The organism is Nonomuraea sp. NPDC047529, assembly GCF_040642995.1.
Taxonomy (GTDB): Bacteria; Actinomycetota; Actinomycetes; order Streptosporangiales; family Streptosporangiaceae; genus Nonomuraea.
The window spans coordinates 354,776-375,786 of record NZ_JBEYTJ010000003.1 but is presented as its reverse complement, the minus strand read 5'-3'; the positions used below and the strand labels follow the sequence as shown (position 1 = coordinate 375,786).

Sequence of the window (21,011 nt, the reverse complement as noted above, 5' to 3'; positions counted from 1 at the left end):
TTGCAAAGCAAAAACGTCGTGGTCTGAGGCAAAGGATAGTGACGTGGACGAGCGGGTGCGGGCCTTCGGGGACGAGCTGGTCAAGGTGCACGAATGGCTCAGGGGCGAGCTGGCGAAGCTGCGCGCGGGCGAGGCGGTGACCGACGACCTGCGGGCCCACTGCCTGACCTTCTGCGACGCGCTGAGCTTCCACCACTCCGGCGAGGACCGGGTGGCGTTCCCGTTCCTGGAGGGGAGGCGCCCGGAGCTGAAGGAGCCGCTGGACCGGCTGCGCCGCGAGCACGAGGTGATCGCGGCGCTGGTCGAGGAGCTGCGCGCGGCCGGCGACCCGGCGACGATCGAACGCGTCGCCGCCGAGTTGGAGGCCCATTTCGACTATGAGGAGCGGGCGCTGGTGCCCGTGCTCAACTCGCTGGAGAGCGTCCCGTGGGCGGTCGGCGACTAGCGGACGGGTGCCGCGCGCAGCCGTACGACGTGCTCGACGAGCGAGATCAGCGTCGACTTGACCGACTCTCTGTTACGCGCGTCGGTGCGCACGATCGGCACGTGCGAGCCCAGAGCCAGCGCCTCGCGCACCTCTTCGTCGGTGTGCATGAACTGGCCGTCCCAGCCGTTGATGCCCACCACGAAGGGCAGCTTGGCCTCTTCGAAGTAGTCGATGGCGGGGAAGCTGTCGGCCAGACGGCGGGTGTCGAGCAGCACCACCGCACCGATCGCGCCGCGGACCAGGTCGTCCCACATGAACCAGAACCGGTGCTGTCCGGGCGTGCCGAACAGGTAAAGGATCAGGTCGCGGTCGAGCGAGAGGCGGCCGAAGTCCATGGCGACGGTCGTGGTCTGCTTGTTCGGCGTCAACCCGAGGTCGTCGATGCCCGCGGACGCGTCGGTCATCACCGCTTCCGTGGTGAGCGGGAGGATCTCGGACACCGCCCCCACGAACGTCGTCTTGCCGACGCCGAACCCACCAGCGACGACGATCTTCGTCGAAGTGAGCCCGGGGCTAGAGCCTGCGAAGTCCACTGAGCACCCTTTCGAGCATGTTGAGGTCTGGTTGTCCCTGGCTGAGGCGTGGCTGGTGCAGGCGGACGAGACCTTCGTCTGACATGTCCGCCACAAGCACCCTCGCCACGCCCAGCGGGACGCGGAGCAGGGCCGAGATCTCGGCGACCGACCGGAACGTCCTGCACAGCTGCATGATGGCCTCCTGCTCGGGGGTGAGCATGGCCATCTCGTCGTCCGGGATCGACATCGATGAGATCAACGTCTCCATCGCGAGGTGATACCGCGGCTCGGAACGGCCGCCGGTCACCGCGTAAGGACGGAACAGGGGCTCGTCGTCCCCGGTCCCGTCACTGCCGTACACGGCCCTCTCCCATCAGTTCCATCACATCACCGGGTCCTTGCGGCCTGGAGTTCGGCGCGCAGGGCCGGCGTGAGCGCCTGTCCCGCTCTGTCTACCAGCAGCGTCATCTGGTACGCCACCAGCCCCATGTCACAATCCGGACCCGCCAGCACCGTCAGCACGGAGCCGTCGCTGATCGCCATGACCAGGAGCAGCCCGCGCTGCATCTCGACGACGGTCTGCGACACCGAGCCGCCCTCGAACACCCTGGACGCGCCCACGGTCAGGCTCAACAGGCCGGCGGAGACCGCCGCGAGCTGGTCGGCCCGGTCCGGCGGGAAGCCCTCGGAGGCCGCCAGGCACAGGCCGTCGGCGGAGACGACCACGGCGTGCGCGACCCCCGGAGTGTTGCGCACGAAGTCGGTGATCAGCCAGTCGAAGCGGTTCGCCTCATGGCTCAGCATGGTCACGCATCCTCCCCAGCGGGACGCTTACTCACTCTGTTCCTCCTGTCCACGTACTTCCTGGCGGCCCCGTCGCACACCCTTTTGGTAGCTGGCCATGCGGCTGCGCATCCGGTCGGCTGAGACCGGGGGCGCCGGCGGCTGCGACTGCTGAGCCTGCTGCTGAGCGGGCTGGCTCGCCGTGCCGGGGACCAGATTGGCCTTGGGGGTGCGCTTGGGGAGCCCCGCGGCGGTCACGCCGCCGAGGCTGGGCTCGCTGGCTTTGGCCGCCGCACGCCAACCGGCGTCCGCGGCCGTCTGCCACGCTTCCTCCCCAGAGGGTACGGCTTGCGCGGGCCTCGCCTCACCGCCGCTTTCGCCGGACGAGGGCGCCTCGGGCGCCGACTCCCCCGGCGGCCTGCGGAACCACGCGGACTCCACCGACGCGAAGATCGGCAGAAACTCCTCCTGCTCCGGTTCCATCGGCGAGACGTCCACCGAGGGAGCCGGGTCGGGACGGCGTACGTCGTTCGTCCCGTAGTTCGTCGCGTACGGCGGCGGCGTCGGGAACGCCCCTCCGTTCGCCGGGTACGACGGGAACGAGCCGTTGCCCGACGACAACGACGGGTAGGCCCCCGAGTCGAACGGCGACGACTGCCGCCGGTAGGAGCCACCGTCGGTGTCGGCGGTGAACCCGTTGACCGGACGGCCCGGGTCGGAGTTGAACCCGTTGCGGCCCGGGTCGGAGTTGAACGCCCCGAGCCCCTGCCTCGGCGCCGGGCTGTCGAAGGACGACGGCCCGGAAGGCGCGTCGAAAGGCCCGGACGGCCCTGAAGACGCGCTGTCGAAAGGCCCGGGCTGCCCTGAAGGCGCGCTGTCGAAGGGCCCGAGTGGCCCGGACGGGGCGCCACCGAAGGCCCCCGACGGCCCCGGGCCGAACCTGGCCGGATCGCCGGGACCCGGCCGCGAGCCGTTCGCCTCGACCGAGTCGAAGCTGCCGAACGACCGGAACGAGCCGTTCTGCGAGGGCGGCGTCACCGTCCCGCCGCCGAACGCCGGACGCTGCGGCAGCGGCTGCTGCGTGCCGTCGGCGATCAGGGTGGGCGGCAGCAGCACCATGGCGATCAGGCCCGCGCCCTCGCCCTTCCTGAGCTGCACCCGGATGCCGTGGCGCAGCGCCAGCCGGCCGACCACGAACAGGCCCATGCGGCGGGAGACCGACACGTCCACGACCGGCGGCTCGGCCAGGCGGCGGTTGGCCTCGGCCAGCTCCTCCTCGGTCATGCTGATGCCGGAGTCGCTCACCGACAGCAGCGCGCCGCCGCCCTCGATGAGACTGCTGGAGACCAGGACCTGGGAGTTGCTCGGGGAGAACTGAATCGCGTTCTCCACCAGCTCGGCCACCAGGTGGACGAGGTCGTTGGCGGCGCTGCCCTGGACGGACGTGGCCCGGTGGACCTTGACCTGGACCCGCTCGTAGCCCTCGACCTCCGACAGCGCGGCGCGCACGACGTCGACCAGTTTGGCCGGCTGGCTGCGCCGGCGGGTGGCCTCGTGGCCGGCGAGGACCAGGAGGTTCTCGGAGTTGCGCCGCATGCGGGTGGCCAGGTGGTCGAGCTTGAACAGGTCGGACAGCCGGCCGCCGTCCTGCTCGCCCTTCTCCAGGCCGTCGATCAGCGAGATCTGCCGCTCGACCAGTGTCTGGGTACGGCGCGAGAGGTTGACGAACATCGAGCTGATGTTGCTGCGGAGCTCGGCCTCCTCGCCCGCCAGGCGCACGGCCTGGCGGTGGACCTGGTCGAACGCCCGCGCGACCTCACCGATCTCGTCCTGGCCCTCGACCTCGATCGGACGCACGTCGGTGCTGGCCTCGCCCGAGACGCGGAGCTGGCGCACCACGTCGGGGAGCCGGAAGCCGGCGATCTCCAGGGCCTCCGTGCGCAGCCGGCGCAGCGGGCCGACCATCGAACGGGCGATGGCCACGGTGAGCAGCAGGACGACCAGCAGCAGCGCCAGGATCAGGACACCGGCGATGATGGCGTTGCGGATCTCGGCCTCGCGCAGCTCCTGGCTGCGCAGGTTCACCTTGTCGGCGAGGTCCTTCTCGATCTCGTGCAGGACGCCGATCGCGACCTTGTTGTCGCCGAACCACTGCTCGCGGGCGTTGGACCGGGAGGAGATCAGGTTGTCGGCGATGCGCACGCCCGGGGCCCGGCCGCTGGCCAGGGTGACCGCGCGGGCCTTGGTGAGCTGGACGTTGACGTACTCGTTCTTGCCGGTCAGCAGCTTCGACAGCTGCAGGCCGATCTCGACACCGGCCTCGGCACCCACGGTGGCGATGTCGCTCTGCTCGCGGGCGTTGGAGGCGATGAACCGCTCGACCTCCTTGGCGTCGACGCCGTCGACGTTGTAGGAGTTCTTCAGCAGCTGCACGCGCTGGCGGGACATCTCCTCCTTGGCCTGCGCGAGCGCGCTCAGGGCCCGGAAGTGGCCGATGATCTGGGAGTCGTCCGACAGCAGGGCCAGCTCGTCGTGCAGCTTGAGCAGGGTGTCGGTCAGGAAGTCGTACCGGATCGTGTCGGCCTGGCCCTCGGCGCGGATCTTGGCCAGCCGGTTGAGGTCGTACTTGGCCTGGCCGGCGGCCTTGACGACGCGTTCGCCGTAGGAGTCGTCGATGGCGTCGAGGTCCTCGCGGACGCTCGTGACCAGCTTGTCGACGGCGCCCTTGTACTCGTTGAGCTCGCCTGCCTTCGACTTGCGCAGCTTGGGATAGGCCCCGATCCAGCCCCCCGTGTCACGCTCCAGGCCGAGTGCCTGCACCAGGTCCCTGATCCGGCCCGCCTGCTCGGCCGCGGTGGCCGTGCGGTCGTAGTCGCCGATGCTCTGGACCGAGCCGACCACACGTGCTCCCCCGAGCACGACGCCGGCGATGGTGGGCACGAGGATGAGCGCCGTCAGACGCCATCTCACGCGCCAGTTGCGCAGGCCCAGGCGAGGCAGCGACCGCTTCCCGCGGTCCCGCCTCGCGGCATGGCCGCTGTCGGAATTCCCCGTGATCACTGCTTTCGCTACCCCTCAATCGTCCCGTTCAACGACGGGTGTTCAAGCCGTCCACAAGGTATCCGCAGCATCCGACTTAACAGGCATTTCGGACACAATCGTTACATATGTGACCGACAGTTGTTCACTGTTGGTTATCGCAGTGCGGCCAGCACCTGATCGTGAACTTGAACTCGCTGCGCGCCGTCGCTGAGGGTGCGACCGGCGCGGTCCACGACATAGAAGACGTCCACCGCCTCCGCGCCGAGAGTCTCCACGCGGGCGGCTCTCACGTCAAGACCACACTCCCCGAACGCCCGTCCGATGCGCCACAGGAGCCCCGGCCTGTCATGGGCCCTGACTTCCACCACGGTGGCCGTCGCGGAGGCGTCGTCGACCAGTGTCACGCGAGGTGGAGCCACAGGTACCCGGGGCGGCCGTACGGACCTGGCGCGGCGGGCCAGCCGCTGCTCGATGTCAAGACGGCCGGCAAGGACGAGCCGCAGATCGGCCTCCAGCGTGGCCGGGTCGGGCGGGGAGCCGTACTCGGGCACGACGGCGAACTCGATCACCGCCGTGCCGCCCGCCGACGCGGCCGACGCCGAGCGCACGACCATCCGGTGGGCGGCCAGCACCCCGGCGGCGCTCCACAGCAGCCCGGCCCGGTCGGGGGCGACGACCGTGACCGCCCCGCCGTTGACCCGGACCGCCCCGCCGCCGTGCCGGGCCAGCGCGGCCTGCTCGGGCGAGATCGAGGGCGCCCTGGGCGGCGGCGAGCCCGACAGCACGGACCTGACCCGGCGGACGAGGTCGGCGACCAGGCCGGCCTTCCAGGTGTTCCAGGCGGCGGGGCCGGTCGCGTTGCCGTCGGCGACGGCCAGCGCGGCCAGCAGGTCGAGCACCTCGCGGGAGCCGACCGTGGCGGCGACCTTCTCGATCGTGACCGGGTCGTCCAGGTCCCTGCGGGTGGCGGTCTCGGGCAGCAGCAGGTGGTGGCGTACGACGGTGGCCAGCGTCTCGACGTCACGGGCGGGCAGGCCCATGCGGCGGGCGAGGTCGCGGACCACGACCTCGCCCGTCGCCGAGTGGTCGCCCGGCCAGCCCTTGCCGATGTCGTGCAGGAGCGCGCCGATCAGCAGCAGGTCGGGACGGGAGACCTCGCGGGCGAGGCCGGCGGCGTTCGCGGCGGTCTCGATCAGGTGCCGGTCCACGGTGAAGCGGTGGATGGGATTGCGCTGCGGACGATGCCGTACGCGCTCCCAGTCAGGAAGCAGCTTGACAAGGACGCCGGCCTGGTCGAGCTCCTCCCACACGGGCACGGCGGCCCGTCCGGCGCCGAGGATCGACACCAGCGCGTCGCGCGCCTCCTCGGGCCACGGCACCGGCATCGAAGCCGACTGAGCGGCCAGGACGGACACCGTCGCGGGCGCCAGCGGCAGCCCCGAACCGGCCGCGGCGGCAGCCGCCCGCAGCACCAGGACGGGGTCCCTGCGCGGGTCGACGCCCCTGGCGAGCACCACCTCCCCACCGTGCTCGACCACACCGTCGGCCAGCGGACGGCGCCCCCGCGGCACCGGCCCTGACAGCAGCTTGTCAACCGTCCGCCAGGTGGCGTCGAAGGCGTGGGAGACGGTCCGGCCCGCCTCGGCGAGCCTGCGCATGAGGGCCTCGGCGTCGAGCAGGCCGAGCAGCCCGGCCACCGCGTCCTGCTCCTGGAGCACCAGCCGGTCGGCGCCGCGCGCGGTGACGACGTGCAGCGCGTGCCGCACGTCGAGGATGAACTCGTGCGCCTCGCGCGCCCGCGGTCCCGGCGCCGAGGCCACCCACGCCGCCGCCACGGCCTGCATCGCCTGGACGTCGCGGAGCCCGCCGCGGCCGTCCTTGAGGTCGGGTTCGAGGAGGAAGGCCAGCTCGCCGCTGACCTGCGCCCGGTGGTCGGCCGACGCGCGCAGCTCGCCCAGCCTGCGCCGCGAGTCGGCCCGCCACTCGGCCAGCACCGCCTCCCTGGCCTTCCTGGTCAGGTCGGGGTCGCCGGCGACGTGCCTGGCCTGGATGAGTCCGAGCACGGCCTTGAGGTCCTGCCTGGCCACGGCCACGGCCTCCGTGACGGTCCGCACGGAATGGTCGAGGCCGACGGCGGAGTCCCAGATGGGGTACCAGATGCGGTCGGCGATCCGGGCCACGTCGGCCCGCCCGTCGTGCAGCAGGACCAGGTCCAGGTCGCTGCCCGGGGCCGGCTCACCGCGCCCGAGGCTGCCGACGGCGACCAGGGAGACCTGGTCGCCGTCGCTCGCCGTCCTGAAGAGGTCCTTGAGCCAGCGGTCGGTGTCCGCGGTCCGCTCCTTGCGGGCCGCGGCGTACGAGCGCGCCTCTCCTCTCACAGGGCCTCCGGCCCTCGCTCTCCGGTGCGTACGCGCACGACCGTGTCGACGGGCACGGACCAGACCTTGCCGTCGCCGATCTTGCCGGTGTGGGCCGCCTTGACGATGACGTCGAGGACGTCCTCGGCGTCGTCCTCCTCGGCCAGCACCTCCAGGCGCACCTTCGGCACCAGGTCCACCTGGTACTCGGCGCCGCGGTAGACCTCGGTGTGGCCGCGCTGGCGGCCGTAGCCGCTGGCCTCGCTGACCGTCATGCCCTTGACGCCGAACTGCTCCAGCGCCGCCTTGACGTCGTCGAGCTTGAACGGCTTGATGATCGCGGTGATGAGCCTCATGCCTCCACCTTCTTGGGAGCCGGAGCCGGGGCCGGGGTGAGCGGACCGTTCGGGGTGGTCACGCCGGACGCGTAGACCGTGCCCAGGTCGTACCCGGTCTCGGCGTGCGTGGTGACGTCGATGCCGGTGAGCTCGTCCTCGGCGGAGATGCGGAAGCCCATCGTCCTGTCGATGATCTTCCCGACGATCCAGGTGGCGACGAACGAGTAGCCGCCGATCGCGACCGGGCCGAGCACCTGGAGCCCGAGCTGGCCGAGGCCGCCGCCGTAGAACAGGCCCTTGCTCTGCTGGTCGAGGAAGGGATAGGCGGCCAGGAAGCCGAGCGAGACGGCGCCGATGACCCCGCCGACCAGGTGCACGCCGACCACGTCGAGCGAGTCGTCGAAGCCCAGCCGGTACTTCAGGCCCACGGCGTAGGCGCAGACGGCCCCGGCCACCAGCCCGATGACCATCGCGGCCCACGGGTCCACGAAACCGCAGGCCGGCGTGATGGCGACCAGGCCGGCGACCGCGCCGGAGGCGACGCCGAGGCTGGTGGCGTGGCCGTCGCGCAGCTTCTCCACGACGAGCCAGGCCCCGGCGGCGACCGCGGTGGCGATCTGGGTGTTCATGAACGCGAGCCCGGCGGTGCCGTCCACGGCCAGTTCCGAGCCGGCGTTGAAGCCGAACCAGCCGAACCACAGCAGGCCCGCGCCGAGCAGCACCAGCGTGAGGTTGTGGGGCCGCATCGGCTCCTTGCGCCAGCCCTTGCGCTTGCCGATCACCAGGGCCAGGGCCAGCGCCGCGGCGCCGGCGTTGATGTGGACGACGGTTCCGCCGGCGAAGTCCTCGATGCCCATGGTGTTGAGCCAGCCGGTGCCCCACACCCAGTGGGCGACCGGGAAGTAGACCACGGTGGCCCAGACGACGGTGAACAGGATCCACGCGCCGAACTTCGCCCGGTCCGCGATCGCGCCGCTGATCAGGGCGACGGTGATGATGGCGAACGTCAGCTGGAAGGCCGAGAAGACCAGGCTCGGCATGCCGGTGCCGTCGTCCTTGGTGGCCGTGTCGACCAGGCTCTGCAGGCCCAGGGCGTCGAAGCCGCCGACGATGTTGTTGAGCACCGTGCTGCCGTTGTCGGTGAACGCGATCGAGTGCCCGAACAGCACCCAGGCCACGGTGACCGTGATGATGGCGCCGAACGACATCATCATCATGTTCAGGACGCTCTTGGCCCTGGTCATGCCCCCGTAGAAGAACGCGAGGCCCGGAGTCATCAGCAACACCAGCGCGGTGGCCGCGAGCATCCAGGCTGTGGTGCCGCTATCGATCTTCACGACGCGACCCTCCTTACATGTGACGTGTCGCCACAGCGTGTTCGGCCGGGGTTTCGTGGCTCGACCTGGAGTGTTTCGCGTTCGTGAATCTCGTCGGCACGGTGTTTCGGGTACGTTTCGGCCCCTTCACACGCTTCGATCCGGCCATGAGATACTTAGGATTGCCTAACCTAATAGATCAAGGAATCCCTCATGCGTCTCCGGCTTCTGGCCCTGCTCCCCGTCCTCGCCCTGGCCGCCTGCGGCACCTCGACCGGCACGCAGGACGCCGGCCCCACCAGGACGGTCAAGCACGCCATGGGCGAGAGCAAAGTTCCGATGACCCCCAAGCGGGTGGTCGTGCTCGACACCGACAAGCTGGACACGATGGTCTCCCTCGGGATGGCCCCCGTCGGCGCGGCCCAGGCGGGCGAGAACCAGACCTGGCCGGAGTACCTCGGCTCGGCGCTGTCGGCCACCAAGCCGGTCGGCACTCTCCAGCAGCCCAACATCGAGGCGATCATGGCGCTCAAGCCGGACCTCATCCTCGGCACGAAGTTCCGCCAGGCCGCCTTCTACGACAAGCTCAGCAAGATCGCTCCGACCGTGTTCACGGAGAAGGTGGGCATCACCTGGAAGGAGAACTTCCTGCTGGACGCCGAGGCCCTGGGCAGGAAGGAGCAGGCGTCCGGGCTGCTGTCGTCCTACGAGCAGCGGGCCAAGGAGGTGGGCGCGAAGTTCTCGAAGCTCTCGGTGAGCATCGTGCGCTTCATGCCCACCGAGATCCGCATGTACGGCCCCGAGTCGTTCAGCGGCATCGTGGTCGGCGACGCCGGCGTCCAGCGGCCCGAGGTCCAGCGCCTGGCCGACCAGGACGACAAGCGCTTCGGCAAGCTGAGCCAGGAGAACATCGCCCAGGCCGACGGCGACGCGATCTTCTACAGCGCCTACGGCGAGGCCGCCGCCAAGTCGCAGGCCACGGTGACCGGCGGCCCGCTGTGGAAGAACCTGGCCGCGGTCAAGGCCGGCCACGCGCACGACGTGGACGACGAGATCTGGATGACCGGCATCGGCGTCACCGCCGCCGGCAAGATCCTCGACGACCTGGAGAAGTACCTCAGCCCGCTGGCCTGACCGGGTCGCCCTGGACGATCCGGCCGGGGCGCAGCACCCGCGCGTAGACGCCCGCGCACGCCTGGAGCCCGGCGTCGAGCACCGGGACCCGGTTGTGCCGGGCGACCACGCGCAGCGCCTCGGTGTCGCGGCCGAGCGCGCCGTGGGCCAGCGTCGGCACCGCGCAGCGCGGGCTGGCCACGATGACCTGGAGCACGACCTCGTGCCCGACGTGCAGCTCGCGCCCCACCCAGTCGTTCTCGGCGAAGCCCTCCACGTCGGTCCTGATGATCAGGTTGGGCCGGTAGCGGAGGGCTTCGACGTGCCCGCGCGGGCTCAGCTCGCCGATGCGGTCGATCGTCGCTGTGGAGATCAGGTGCAGGGGCGCGAAGTCGAAGAACGTGCCCTCCGGCGAGGCCCCGCCCAGCGTACCCACCGTGTACGGCACCTCCGCCTCGATGCCCTCGGCCAGCACCCGCTCGGGCACCGACCGCTCCAGCTCGGCCCCCTCCGGCGGCACGTCGATCAGCCGCACCTCGCGGCCGAGCAGCTTCGACAGCTCCTCGTCGCCCGGCGCGCGGGCGCCTTCGACGGTCAGCAGGTCGCGCCACAGCCTGGGGTTCTTGGCACTGGCGATCTTCCCCGTGGCGACGTCGAGCACCGCCCTGGCCCGGTCGCCGGTCAGGCCGCGCTCGGTCACCTCGCTCTCGGCGATCTCCTCGCCCAGCATCGACTTGACCGGATAGCGGCGCAACGTTTCGACGTACATGATCCGGAGCCTACGGCCGGCCCCAGAAACGGCGCAGGTGGGGGACCAGCTCGGCGGCCCGCTCGTCGGGGAAGAACAGCCGCCCGCCCTCGATCTCGACGACCTCCTTCACGCCGGGGATCGTGTCGCGCAGCCAGTGGGCCCAGCTCACGTCGAAGAACGTGTCGCCGGTGCCCCACACGACCAGCGTCGGCACGGTGAGCACGGTGAGCTGGGGCTCGATGGCGACCAGGTGCGCGGCGTCGATCGAGGCCAGCAGGCGTTCGAAGGCGCGGCCGCCGCCGGGCTTGGCCAGGATCGGGCGCAGGTAGGCGTCGACCAGCGCGGCGGGGTCGTCGATGCGCTCGTAGCCGGCGCCCAGGGCGGTCCGGGCCAGCAGCTCGGGATGGTCCAGCACGGCGGCCACGAGCCCGGCCAGCTCGCCCCTGACGGCCAGCTCGACGGTGTCCTTGAACGCCTCGGGCGGGGTGTTGGTGTGCACGTCGCAGTTGGTGAGGGTGAGCGAGCGCAGCCGCGCGGGGTGGCGCACCGCGAACACCTGGGCCACGGCGCCGCCGGTGTCGTTGGCCACGAGGTCCACCTCGTCCAGGCCGAGACCGGCGCACAGCTCCTCCACGGCCTCGGCCAGCGCGGGGATGGACAGGTCGTCGCGCGGGTCGCTGCCGCCGTGCAGGGGCAGGTCGATGGCCACGCAGCGGCGTTCGTCGCGCAGCTCGGCGACGACGTTGCGCCACAGGTACGAGCTGGTGCCCACGCCGTGCACGAACAAGGCGACCGGGCCCCGGCCGACGTCCATGTAGGTGATGCCGTCCACTTCCACTCCTTGGGATTACAGACCGACTGTCGGTCTAGAAAATTACCGACCGTCGGTCGGTCTGTCTAGAGTGGGGGCATGAACCTCAAGGCGGAGCGCGGCGCGGCCACCCGCGACAAGGTCCTCGCCATCGCCACGCGGCTGTTCGCCGAGCGGGGCTACGACGACACGTCGATCGAGACCGTGCTGCAGGAGTCGGGGCTGAGCCGCGGGGCGCTCTACCACCACTACGCGGGCAAGGACGCGCTGTTCGAGGCGGTGCTGGAGGCCACGGAGTCGGCCGTCGGCGTCAAGATCGCCAAGGCGGTGCGCGGCATCGGCGACCCCGCGGCGGCGCTGCGGGCGGGGGCGCTGGCCTGGGTGAGGCTCGCGGGCGATCCGGTGATCCGGCGCATCGTGCTCATCGACGCGCCCGCCGTGCTCGGGTGGGAGAGCTGGCGGGCGATGGAGGAGCGTTACTCGTTCGGCATGCTGAAGGCGGCCCTCCAGGCGACCGGGGCGGTGCCCGACGAGTTCGTCGACCTGCACGCCCACATGCTGCTGGCCGCCATCAACGAGAGCGCCCTGCTGGTCGCCAGAGGCGGCGACACGGCCACGGCGGAGTCCGCCGTCGAGGAGTTCCTGCGCCGCGTCCTCAGACCGTGACAGACCCCCAGGAACGAGCGGTCCCCGGACAACCACAGCCCCTGGAACAAGCGGCCCTCAGAACAACCACAGCCCTGGAACGAGCGGGCCCTGGTTACGTCACAGGCCCCTGGAACGGGTCGCCGCCCGCGGGCCTTCGTCACGCCGCGGGCCCCTGGGACGCCGGAGGCATCCGGATGCGGCGGCGCCGCCGCCCGGATGCGGGCGGCGGCGCCGAAGACGCCCAGAAGGGCGGAAGCCGCGAAGAAGGTCAGGCGGCGGCGTTGGCCATGCGGCGCAGGCGGGCCAGCGCGTCGCGCTCGATGCGGCGGGCGCGGTCGCGGCCGATGCCGTAGCGCTCCCCCACCTCGGTCAGCGTGTGCTCGCGCCCGTCGACCAGCCCGTAGCGCCACCGCAGCATCTCGCTGGTGTCGCCCTCCAGGTCGGTGAGCCACTGGTCGAGCCGCTCGCGCTCAAGGATGTCGATGGCCTGCTGCTCGGGATCGGCCCACGTCTCGTCGGCGATCATGTCACCCAGCTCGGTCTCGTCCTCGTCGCCCACGCCGAGCTGCAGCGACACCGGGTCGGAGGCCCAGCGGCGCAGCTCGCGCACCCGCTCGATCGGCAGGTCGAGGATCTCGGCGAGGTCGCCGTCGGTCGGCTCGGCGTCGAACTCGGCGAGCAAGTCGCGGCGCACCCGCATCAGCCTGGTCATCTGCTCGCCGGCGTGCGTCGGCAGCCGGACCGGACGGGCCTGCTCGTGGATGGCCCGTCCGACCGACTGCCTGATCCACCACGTGGCGTAGGTGGAGAACTTGTACCCCCGCCGGTAGTCGAACTTCTCGACCGCTCGCACCAGGCCCAGGTTCCCCTCCTGGACCAGGTCGATGAGCGGCATCCCCCGACCCGAGTACTTCCGGGCCACCGCCACCACCAGGCGCAGGTTGGCCTGGATGAACTCGTCCTTCGCCCGCTGGCCCGAGACGGCCAGGCGTTCCAGCTCCTCGTCGGCCGCGTCCCCGATCCGCGGCTCGGAGCCTCCGCTGTCAAGAAGCTGCTCGGCGAACAGGCCCGCCTCGATCCTCTTGGCGAGCTCCACCTCTTCCTCCGCCGTGAGCAGCGGGACCCGGCCTATCTCGGCCAGATACGTCCCCAGCAGGTCGCGGTCAGCGACGTGCTGCTCCTGCGTGCGACTCCCCGTAGGCCTTGCCATCCCCTGGCACCTCGTTCCGCAGCTGCGTCCTATATCCCGCCAACGTCCGGCCGGAAGCAAAGATTCCCTAAACAGCTACGCCAGAGGGAGGGTCTTGGACGTCCTCCTAAAGGAGGAGACCGGCCTGAAACACCTGGTGGACAAGGGGAACGCCGGGTCGGTACGCCAGGTGGACATAGGAGGGGGCGTCGAGCACGACGAGGTCCGCGCGGGCTCCCTGACGCAACCACCCTACGTCCGTGCGGCGCAGCGCGCGGGCCCCGCCGTACGTGGCGGCCCGCACCGCCTCCAGCGGCGTCATCCCCATCTCCCGTACGGCCAGCGCCACGCAGAACGGCATCGACGAGGTGAACGACGAGCCCGGGTTGCAGTCGGTGGCCAGCGCGACCGTGACGCCCGCGTCGATGAGCAGCCGCGCGTCCGGGTACGGCGACCGCGTGGAGAACTCGGCCCCCGGCAGCAGCGTCGCGACCGTCCCGCTGGAGGCCAGCGCGTCGACGTCGGCCGCCGACAGGTGGGTGCAGTGGTCGGCCGAGGCCGCGCCCAGCTCGCAGGCGATGCGCACGCCGGGCCCCTCGGTGAGCTGGTTGGCGTGCACGCGGGCCTGGAGCCCGGCCTTGATCCCGGCGTTCAGGATCTCCCTGGTCTGGTCGCCGTCGAACGCGCCGCGCTCGCAGAAGACGTCCACCCATTTGGCGTAGGGGGCGCAGGCGTCGAGCATCTCGCCCGTCACCAGGCGGACGTAGTCGTCGGCGTCGGCGCCCTCGGGCACGACGTGCGCGCCGAGGTAGGTGGTCTCGTCGGTGAGGGTGGTGGCGATCTCCAGGGAGCGGCGCTCGTGCTCGGCGGACAGGCCGTAGCCGCTCTTGATCTCCACGGTGGTGGTGCCCTGGGCGAGCATCTCCTCCACCAGGGCGCGGGCGTGCGTGGCCAGGTCGGCGTCGCTCGCCGCGCGGGTGGCGGCGACGGTCGTCCTGATGCCCCCGCCGGTGTACGGCTGCCCCGACATGCGGGCCTCGAACTCGGCCGTGCGGTCGCCGGCGAAGATCAGGTGGGCGTGGCTGTCCACGAACCCGGGCAGCACGGCCCGGCCGCCGACGTGCACGCGCTCGTCGGCGTCGGGCGCCTGGGCGGCGGGGCCCAGCCAAGCCACCACGCCGTCCTCGACGACCAACGCCGCGTCGGTGATCTCCTCGCGCTCGGGGTCGCCGGTGTAGAGCAGCCCGATCCCGTCGATCAGCGTGGTCGGCGTGGTCAGCGTGGTCAGCGTGGTCGGTGTGGTCGGTGTGGTCGGTGTGGTCGGTGTGGTCATCGCACTTTTCCTATCGCCTCGGCGAGCATGTGTCCGACGTCGCCCAGTTCGTGGCGGCCCTGCGCGACCACCCTGCGGCCGCCGGAGACCACCGAGTGCACGTCGGAGGCCGTGGCCGCGAACACCACCGCCTCCAGCCCGCCGGCGCCCGCCGTGCGCACCGAGTCGAGCCGGACCGACACCAGGTCGGCCCACGCCCCGGGGATGAGCCGACCCGCGTCGGCGAAGCCGAGCGAGGTGTGCCCGGTGCCGGTGGCGGCGGTGAGCAGGTCGGCGGCGCTCCAGTGGCCGCGCCGCTCGCTGGTCAGCCGCTCGTCGAGCTCGACCGCGCGGGCCTCCTCGAACAGGTCGATCACGGCGTGGCCGTCGGAGCCGAGCGTGATCTGCGTGCCCCGGTCGGCCGCCGCCCTGGCCGGGCCGACGCCGTCGGCCAGGTCGCGCTCGGTGGTGGGGCACATGCAGATGTACGTGCCCGACTGGCCGAGCAGCTCCACGTCGGAGTCGGTCAGATGGGTGGCGTGCACGGCGGTCGAGCGAGGGCCGAGCACGCCGCGCTCGTGCAGGATCTGGACCGGCGTGGCGGCGTACGTCTCGGCGCAGGCCGCGTTCTCGGCGCGCTGCTCGGAGACGTGCGCGTGCAGCGGGGCGGCGTGCCGGTGGGAGAACTCGGCCACCACCGGCATCTGGTCGGGCGGCACCGCGCGCACCGAGTGGACGGCGGCCCCGATCTCGACGTCGTGCTGCCCTTCGTAGGCGGCGGCCAGCTCGTCGGCGCGGGCGGCCCAGCCGTGGGCGCTGCCGTCGCTGAAGCGCAGCTGGGTGCCCGACAGCGGCACGCCGATGCCGCCCGACAGGTAGCAGGTGTCGAGCAGCGTGATGCGCAGCCCGGCCTCGCGGGCGGCCTGGATGAGCGCGTGGCTCATCACGTTCCTGTCCTCGTACGGGCGGCCGTCGGGGGCGTGGTGCAGGTAGTGGAACTCGCCCACGCAGGTCACCCCGGCCAGCACCATCTCGGCGTAGACCGCCCTGGCGAGCTGGAAGTAGGTATCGGGGTCGAGCCTGCCCGCGACCTCGTACATCTGGTCGCGCCACGTCCAGAAGTCGCCCTTGCCGCGCTGGGTGGCGCCGCGCAGGGCCCGGTGGAAGGCGTGGGAATGGGCGTTGGCCAGGCCGGGGATGGTCAGGCCCGGCAGCCGCTCGGCCGAGCCGGGCTCGCCACGGGCGATCCGGGCGATCCGGGTGCCCTCGACCTCGATGAGGACGCCATGGGCGACCCCGTCGGGCAACCAGGCCTGCTCGCACCAGTAGGTCAGCGACACAGATCCTCCAGCACGTCCGCGAGTGCCACCACTCCCGCATGGCAGTCTGCCTGGTCGGCGTGCTCCTCGGGTGAATGGGACACGCCGGTGGGGTTGCGTACGAACAACATCGCGCTCGGGACGCCCGCCGTGGCGAGGATCCCGGCGTCGTGACCCGCTCCGGTCGGCAGGATCGGCGCGGGCGTGTCGCCGCCGGCCACGCGGGCCAGCCGGTCCCTCAGCGCGGCGCCGAAGGCGACCTCGGGGGTCCATGACTCCTCGCGCACGTCCGCCCCGGCCGCCGCGGACAGCTCCTCGACCAGGGCGCGGACCGCGGGCTCCGCCGGACCGCGGGCGTCCAGCCAGGCCGAGACCAGGCCGGGGACGGCGTTGGCGTTGCCGGGCGAGACGCGGGTCTTGCCGACCGTGGCCACCACGTCGTGCCGCTCGGCCGCCTCGCGGGCGGCCAGCACCAGGCGGGCGAAGGGCAGCATCGGGTCGTCGCGGTCGGCCAGCCGGGTGGTGCCCGCGTGGTCGGCCCTGCCGTGGAAGTCGAAGCGCCACCGGCCGTGCGGCCAGATGGCGCTGGCCACGCCCACCGGCCGGCCCTCGTGCACCAGGCCGCGGCCCTGCTCGACGTGGAGCTCGACGAACGTGCCGACGGTGGCCAGGGTCTCGGCGTCGCGCCCGATGGCCTCCGGCTTGCGGCCGGCCCGCGCCATGACGTCGGCCAGCGTGTCACCCTCGTCGTCGGTGAGCGCGAGCGCGCGTTCCGGCGTGAGCGCGCCGGTGAGCAGCCGGGAGCCCATGCACGGCATGCCGAACCTGGCCCCCTCCTCGTCGGTGAAGCAGGCGACGCCGACCGGCCTGCCCGGGGTGACCTGCCGTTCGCGCAGCAGGTCGAGGGCGGCGAAGGCGGACACCACGCCGAGCGGGCCGTCGAAGGCGCCGCCGTGGCGCACCGAGTCGAGGTGGCTGCCGGTGACGACGCCCGGACGGCCCGACGGGTCGCCCCACCAGGCCCAGAGGTTGCCGTTGCGGTCTTCCCGCAGGTCGAGCCCGCGGCGCGCGGCCTCGCCCGCGAACCACCCGCGTAGCTCCATGTCGGCGGCCGACCAGGCGTCTCTCACGTACCCGCCGGAGCGGGGATCTCGTCCTATGTGCGCGAGTGGTTCAAGCATGGGTCCACTGTAGTGAATGGATTCATTCAGATGTCAGCTGACCGGGCCCGCGCTCGGTCTGATGGTCAGTTCGGTGAGGTGGGCGTCGGGTCCGGCGTTGATCGTGGCGAGCACGGCCCGCGCCACGCTCTCCGGGGTGAGGTACTTGTCCGGTTCGTACGCGCCGCCTTCCTGGGCGCGTACGCCGCGCTGCATGTCGGTGGCCACCCGGCCCGGGTAGACGGTGGTGACCCGCAGCTCGGGCTCCTCCAGGCGCAGCGCGTCGGCGAAGGCGCGCAGGGCGAACTTGCTGGCCGCGTACGAGGCCCATTCGGGGTTGGCCCGCTGCCCCGACCCGGAGTTCACGCAGACGACGTGCCCCCGGGCGCGGCGCAGCGCGGGCAGCAGCAGCCGGGTCAGCTCGGCGACCGCCACGACGTTGAGCTCCATCGTCGTGCGCCAGTTGTCGGCCGGCTGGTCGGCGATCCGGCCGAGCATCGCGACCCCGGCGCTGTGCACGAGCACGTCGAGCCGCTCGACGCCGGCGACGTCGGCCTCGGTGAGCCGGGTCAGCTCGACGGGCCAGGGCCGCGCGTCGGGCAGTTCGGCGGCCAGCTTCGCGAGCGCGGACTCGTCCCTGCCACCGAGGATGAGGTGATGCGTGGGGCCCAGAGCCCGCGCCACGGCCTCGCCCACACCACGGGAAGCGCCGGTGACCAGCGCGATCGGTCGTTCAGTCATGCCGCCGAGTTTATGACCTTGACGATCCCTCAAATTTGAGTACAAAATTGAGTCATGTCGGTGTCAACGCGCATCCTGATCCTCGGTTCCCTGCTCGACGGCCCCATGAACGGCTACGGCGTCCGCCGCCGGCTGGAGATGATGGGCGCCGACGCCTGGGCGAACGTCGCCTTCGGCTCGATCTACCACGGCCTGGGCAAGATGGCCGACGAGGGTCTGCTCGCGGTCGTCGAGGCCGGGAAGGGCGGCAAGGTCGTCTACGAGCTGACCGACGCCGGCCGCTACGAGTTCCACCGGCTGCTCATGCAGAGCTGGTCGGAGGTGCGGCCCGTCGTGGACCCCTTCCAGGTCGCGCTGACGTTCATGAACCGGCTGGAAAAGCAGGAGATTCTCGACGCCCTGCATGGCAGGATCCGACAACTGCGACTGAACATCGAGACGATCGACCACGCGTACGGCACCAAGCAGCGCTACGGCGAGCCCAGGCACCTCGACGAGAACCTCCGCCTGACCCAGGCCGTGCTCCAGGCCCAGCTCGACTGGGTCGAAGGCGCGATCACACGGGTCGAGAAGGACGAACTGCCCTGAGGAGAACGGTGATCATAGAAGCACGCGAGTTACGCAAGACGTTCACCACCAGGAGCCGCAAGGGCTCCCAGACCGTCGAGGCCGTGCGCGGCATCGACCTCGACGTCGAAAAAGGTGAGATCTTCGGTGTCCTCGGCCCCAACGGCGCCGGCAAGACCACGACGATCCGCATGCTGGCCACGCTGATCACGCCCGACTCCGGCACCGCCGTCATCGCCGGGCACGACCTGCGCGCGGAGCCCGGGGCCGTGCGCCGCAAGCTCGGCTACGTCAGCCAGGCGGGCGGCGTGGAGGACACCACGAGCGCCCGCGCCCAGATCATGATGGCCGCCAGGATCCACGACGTGGCCGACCCGAGGCAGGCCACGGCCGACGTCCTCGAACGTTTCGACCTCACCGAGATGGCCGACCGGCCCGGCCGCACGCTCTCCGGCGGCCAGAAGCGACGGGTGGCCATCGCGCTCGGGCTGGTGCACGCGCCGCCGCTGCTCTTCCTCGACGAACCCACCACCGGCCTCGATCCGCAGAACCGCGCGAACCTCTGGGACCGCATCAGGCAGCTCCGCGAGGCCGGCACGAGCGTGCTGCTCAGCACCCACTACCTCGACGAGGCCGACGCGCTCTGCGACCGGCTGGTGATCGTGGACCACGGGCGGATCGTGGCCGAGGGCACGCCCGGCGAGCTCAAGCGCGAGGTCTCCGGCGACGTCGTCACGCTGCGGCTGGACGAGCCCGAGCGGGCCGCCGAGGCGCTCAGGCCCCTGGCCCGCGAGGTCCGCGTGGACGAGGACGCCCTGCGCGTCTACGTCGACGACGGCGAGCACACGCTGCCCGCGCTGCTGCGCCTGCTTGAGGAGCACGGCATCGCCCTGCGCTCGATCGCGCTCGACCGCTCCACGCTCGACGACGTCTTCCTGGCCAAGACCGGCCGATCCCTCCGCGACACGGGAGCCGCCGCATGATCCGCCACCTCGTCCTGTTCACCGGCTACGAGCTGAAGAAGTCCTTCAGCAACCCGGTCTGGCCGCTGTTCGGCATCCTGCAGCCGGTGCTCTACCTGCTGATGTTCGCGCCGCTGCTCAAGGACCTGACGCCGGGCGGCAGCACGGTCGACGCCCTGCGCATGTTCACGCCCGCGTCGATGATGATGATCGCCGTGTTCGGCTCGCTGTTCTCGGGGTTCGGCCTGATCGCCGAGCTGCGCAACGGCTCGCTCGAACGGTACGCCGTCAGCCCCGCCTGGCGGCCGGCCATCGTGCTCGGACGGGTGGCCAAGGACATGGTCGTGCTGGTCTGCCAGGCCATCCTGGTGCTGGTCGTGGCCGTGGCCATGGGCGTGCGGATCGGCGGCGTCGAGCTGGTGCTGGTGCTGGTGCTCATGGCGGCCACGGGGCTGTTCGCCTCCGGGCTGTCGCAGGGGCTGGCGCTGACCGTACGCGACGAGAACGGCATGTCGCAGACGCTCAACCTGTTCATGCTGCCGATCATGCTGCTGGCCGGGCTGTTCATCCCGATCTCGTTCGCACCCGGCTGGATGCGGGCGATCGCGCCGGTCAACCCGCTGTACCACGCGGTCGAGGCCGGGCGGGCATTGTTCGCCGGGCGGCTCGGCGACCCGTCGATCCCGATCGCGTTCGCGCTGTTCATCGTGCTCGCGGTGCTCACGACGATCTGGTCGATGCGGTCGCTACGCAGGATCGCCGGGTAGGAAGGTGCCGGCCTCGTCGGTCATCCGCTCGTACTCCTCCAGCCTGGCCCGGGTACGCAGCGGCGCGGCGTCGGCCATGGCCTCCACCAGGGCCATGGCCAGCGCCAGAGGGGCCGCGTGGGAGTCGAACACCAGACGGTCGCCGACCGGGCCGTCGAGCACCACCTCGGCCGGGAAGCCCGGCTTGTCGGTGATCGCGGCGACGCGCAGGCCGAGCTTCTCCGCGTACTCCAGCGCCTGGACGGCCTCGGCCGGATAGCGCGGGAGCACCACGGCCACCACCCACTCCGCGCCCGCCCGCCGCGCCGCGTGCAGCCCCTCGACCAGCTCCGAGCCGCCATGGGTGAGCAGACGCACGTCGGGGTGGATGCGCCTGGCGTAGTAGGCGAAGGTGGTGGCCAGGCCGCAGGAGACCCGCAGGCCCAGCACCGGCAGCGGCTCGGTGGCGGCGAGCTGCTCGCCCAGCTCCTTGAGCGGGAGCGCGGCCAGCCGCTCGCGCACCATGGCGAGGTTGCGGATCTCGCTGTCGATCGCGTTCCGCAGCAGGCTCTCCTGCGGCGCGACCACGCCGCCGCCGAGCACCAGCGGGCGCAGCGCCTGACGCAGCTCGGGGTAGCCGGCGAAGCCGAGCACCATGGCGAACCTGGTCACCGACGGCTGGCTGACCCCGGCCCGCTCGGCCAGCTCGACGCTGGACAGGAAGATGGCCTCGTCGAGGTGCTCGCCCAGGTAATGGGCGATCCTGCGCTGCACCGGCGACAACCTCCGGCCGTCGAGCAGCACGCCGAGCCCACCGTGATATCCGTCAGCCACGCCACCTCCAACGTTCCCCG

At 71.5% G+C, this 21,011-nt stretch carries 21 protein-coding genes; 6 read left to right on the top strand and 15 right to left on the bottom strand.

All coding sequences use genetic code 11. The features are described 5' to 3' along the window. Positions 1 to 43 precede the first annotated feature (43 nt). Positions 44 to 445, top strand: a complete 402-nt coding sequence (locus ABZ815_RS08275; protein ID WP_357695331.1) for a hemerythrin domain-containing protein — start codon at positions 44 to 46, stop codon at positions 443 to 445. On the opposite strand, the gene ABZ815_RS08270 is transcribed toward ABZ815_RS08275, so the two are convergent. The 7 genes from ABZ815_RS08270 to ABZ815_RS08240 form a co-directional block, all read right to left on the bottom strand. Beyond that, on the bottom strand, positions 442 to 1,020 hold the full coding sequence (locus ABZ815_RS08270; RefSeq protein WP_357695329.1) for an ATP/GTP-binding protein: 579 nt from the start codon (positions 1,018 to 1,020) through the stop codon (positions 442 to 444). The genes ABZ815_RS08275 and ABZ815_RS08270 overlap by 4 nt on opposite strands. Continuing rightward, positions 1,001 to 1,363 (bottom strand): DUF742 domain-containing protein, encoded by a 363-nt coding sequence (locus ABZ815_RS08265; RefSeq protein ID WP_125631446.1) that lies wholly within the window; start codon positions 1,361 to 1,363, stop codon positions 1,001 to 1,003. The genes ABZ815_RS08270 and ABZ815_RS08265 overlap by 20 nt, the downstream gene beginning before the upstream one ends. 26 nt (positions 1,364 to 1,389) lie before the next feature. Then, positions 1,390 to 1,806 carry a roadblock/LC7 domain-containing protein gene (locus ABZ815_RS08260; RefSeq protein ID WP_357695326.1) on the bottom strand — a complete coding sequence of 139 codons (417 nt, stop codon included), beginning with the start codon at positions 1,804 to 1,806 and terminating at the stop codon, positions 1,390 to 1,392. A 27-nt stretch (positions 1,807 to 1,833) separates the two neighbouring features. Continuing rightward, a complete protein-coding gene (locus ABZ815_RS08255; RefSeq protein WP_357695325.1) occupies positions 1,834 to 4,755 on the bottom strand; it encodes a nitrate- and nitrite sensing domain-containing protein in 2,922 nt (973 codons plus the stop codon). 224 nt (positions 4,756 to 4,979) lie between these two features. Continuing rightward, a complete protein-coding gene (locus ABZ815_RS08250) occupies positions 4,980 to 7,205 on the bottom strand; it encodes a [protein-PII] uridylyltransferase (protein ID WP_357695323.1) in 2,226 nt (741 codons plus the stop codon). Next, positions 7,202 to 7,540, bottom strand: coding sequence for a P-II family nitrogen regulator (locus ABZ815_RS08245; protein ID WP_357695321.1), 339 nt, complete (start codon positions 7,538 to 7,540; stop codon positions 7,202 to 7,204). The genes ABZ815_RS08250 and ABZ815_RS08245 overlap by 4 nt, the downstream gene beginning before the upstream one ends. Then, entirely contained in the window at positions 7,537 to 8,859 is a 1,323-nt protein-coding gene (locus tag ABZ815_RS08240; RefSeq protein ID WP_357695319.1) for an ammonium transporter, read from the bottom strand. The genes ABZ815_RS08245 and ABZ815_RS08240 overlap by 4 nt, the downstream gene beginning before the upstream one ends. A gap of 192 nt (positions 8,860 to 9,051) precedes the next feature. Here ABZ815_RS08240 and ABZ815_RS08235 point away from each other — a divergent pair, with 192 nt between their 5' ends. Then, positions 9,052 to 9,972, top strand: coding sequence for an iron-siderophore ABC transporter substrate-binding protein (locus ABZ815_RS08235; RefSeq protein WP_357695317.1), 921 nt, complete (start codon positions 9,052 to 9,054; stop codon positions 9,970 to 9,972). Here the strand turns inward: ABZ815_RS08235 and ABZ815_RS08230 are convergent. Both ABZ815_RS08230 and ABZ815_RS08225 read right to left on the bottom strand, forming a co-directional pair. Next, complete coding sequence (locus ABZ815_RS08230) at positions 9,956 to 10,720, bottom strand: MOSC domain-containing protein (protein ID WP_357695315.1); 765 nt, start codon at positions 10,718 to 10,720, stop codon at positions 9,956 to 9,958. The genes ABZ815_RS08235 and ABZ815_RS08230 overlap by 17 nt on opposite strands. A gap of 10 nt (positions 10,721 to 10,730) precedes the next feature. After that, positions 10,731 to 11,534, bottom strand: a complete 804-nt coding sequence (locus tag ABZ815_RS08225; RefSeq protein WP_357695313.1) for an alpha/beta hydrolase — start codon at positions 11,532 to 11,534, stop codon at positions 10,731 to 10,733. A 78-nt stretch (positions 11,535 to 11,612) separates the two neighbouring features. Here ABZ815_RS08225 and ABZ815_RS08220 point away from each other — a divergent pair, with 78 nt between their 5' ends. Beyond that, positions 11,613 to 12,179 carry a TetR/AcrR family transcriptional regulator gene (locus ABZ815_RS08220; RefSeq protein WP_357695311.1) on the top strand — a complete coding sequence of 189 codons (567 nt, stop codon included), beginning with the start codon at positions 11,613 to 11,615 and terminating at the stop codon, positions 12,177 to 12,179. Between the two features lie 250 nt (positions 12,180 to 12,429). On the opposite strand, the gene ABZ815_RS08215 is transcribed toward ABZ815_RS08220, so the two are convergent. The 5 genes from ABZ815_RS08215 to ABZ815_RS08195 all read right to left on the bottom strand — a co-directional run bounded on the left by ABZ815_RS08215 (position 12,430) and on the right by ABZ815_RS08195 (position 17,882). Next, positions 12,430 to 13,371, bottom strand: coding sequence for a sigma-70 family RNA polymerase sigma factor (locus tag ABZ815_RS08215; protein WP_357695309.1), 942 nt, complete (start codon positions 13,369 to 13,371; stop codon positions 12,430 to 12,432). A 106-nt stretch (positions 13,372 to 13,477) separates the two neighbouring features. Beyond that, a complete protein-coding gene (hutI, locus tag ABZ815_RS08210; RefSeq protein WP_357695307.1) occupies positions 13,478 to 14,683 on the bottom strand; it encodes an imidazolonepropionase in 1,206 nt (401 codons plus the stop codon). Next, positions 14,680 to 16,002, bottom strand: coding sequence for a formimidoylglutamate deiminase (locus tag ABZ815_RS08205; RefSeq protein WP_357695305.1), 1,323 nt, complete (start codon positions 16,000 to 16,002; stop codon positions 14,680 to 14,682). The genes hutI and ABZ815_RS08205 overlap by 4 nt, the downstream gene beginning before the upstream one ends. Continuing rightward, positions 15,993 to 17,162: an allantoate amidohydrolase gene (locus ABZ815_RS08200; RefSeq protein WP_357695303.1), complete on the bottom strand. Its 1,170-nt coding sequence runs from the start codon at positions 17,160 to 17,162 to the stop codon at positions 15,993 to 15,995. Before ABZ815_RS08200 ends, ABZ815_RS08205 begins: the two co-directional genes overlap by 10 nt. A 33-nt stretch (positions 17,163 to 17,195) precedes the next feature. Further along, positions 17,196 to 17,882: an SDR family oxidoreductase gene (locus ABZ815_RS08195; protein WP_357695301.1), complete on the bottom strand. Its 687-nt coding sequence runs from the start codon at positions 17,880 to 17,882 to the stop codon at positions 17,196 to 17,198. 54 nt (positions 17,883 to 17,936) lie between these two features. Here ABZ815_RS08195 and ABZ815_RS08190 point away from each other — a divergent pair, with 54 nt between their 5' ends. From ABZ815_RS08190 to ABZ815_RS08180, 3 genes are read left to right on the top strand one after another with little or no spacing between them, the layout of a single operon-like run. Next, positions 17,937 to 18,470 carry a PadR family transcriptional regulator gene (locus ABZ815_RS08190; protein ID WP_357695299.1) on the top strand — a complete coding sequence of 178 codons (534 nt, stop codon included), beginning with the start codon at positions 17,937 to 17,939 and terminating at the stop codon, positions 18,468 to 18,470. Between the two features lie 8 nt (positions 18,471 to 18,478). After that, on the top strand, positions 18,479 to 19,432 hold the full coding sequence (locus tag ABZ815_RS08185; RefSeq protein ID WP_357695297.1) for an ATP-binding cassette domain-containing protein: 954 nt from the start codon (positions 18,479 to 18,481) through the stop codon (positions 19,430 to 19,432). After that, a complete protein-coding gene (locus ABZ815_RS08180; protein WP_357695295.1) occupies positions 19,429 to 20,178 on the top strand; it encodes an ABC transporter permease in 750 nt (249 codons plus the stop codon). The genes ABZ815_RS08185 and ABZ815_RS08180 overlap by 4 nt, the downstream gene beginning before the upstream one ends. Here ABZ815_RS08180 and ABZ815_RS08175 read toward each other — a convergent pair. Next, positions 20,158 to 20,991 (bottom strand): MurR/RpiR family transcriptional regulator, encoded by an 834-nt coding sequence (locus ABZ815_RS08175; RefSeq protein WP_357695293.1) that lies wholly within the window; start codon positions 20,989 to 20,991, stop codon positions 20,158 to 20,160. The genes ABZ815_RS08180 and ABZ815_RS08175 overlap by 21 nt on opposite strands. Between the last annotated feature and the right edge of the window lie 20 nt (positions 20,992 to 21,011).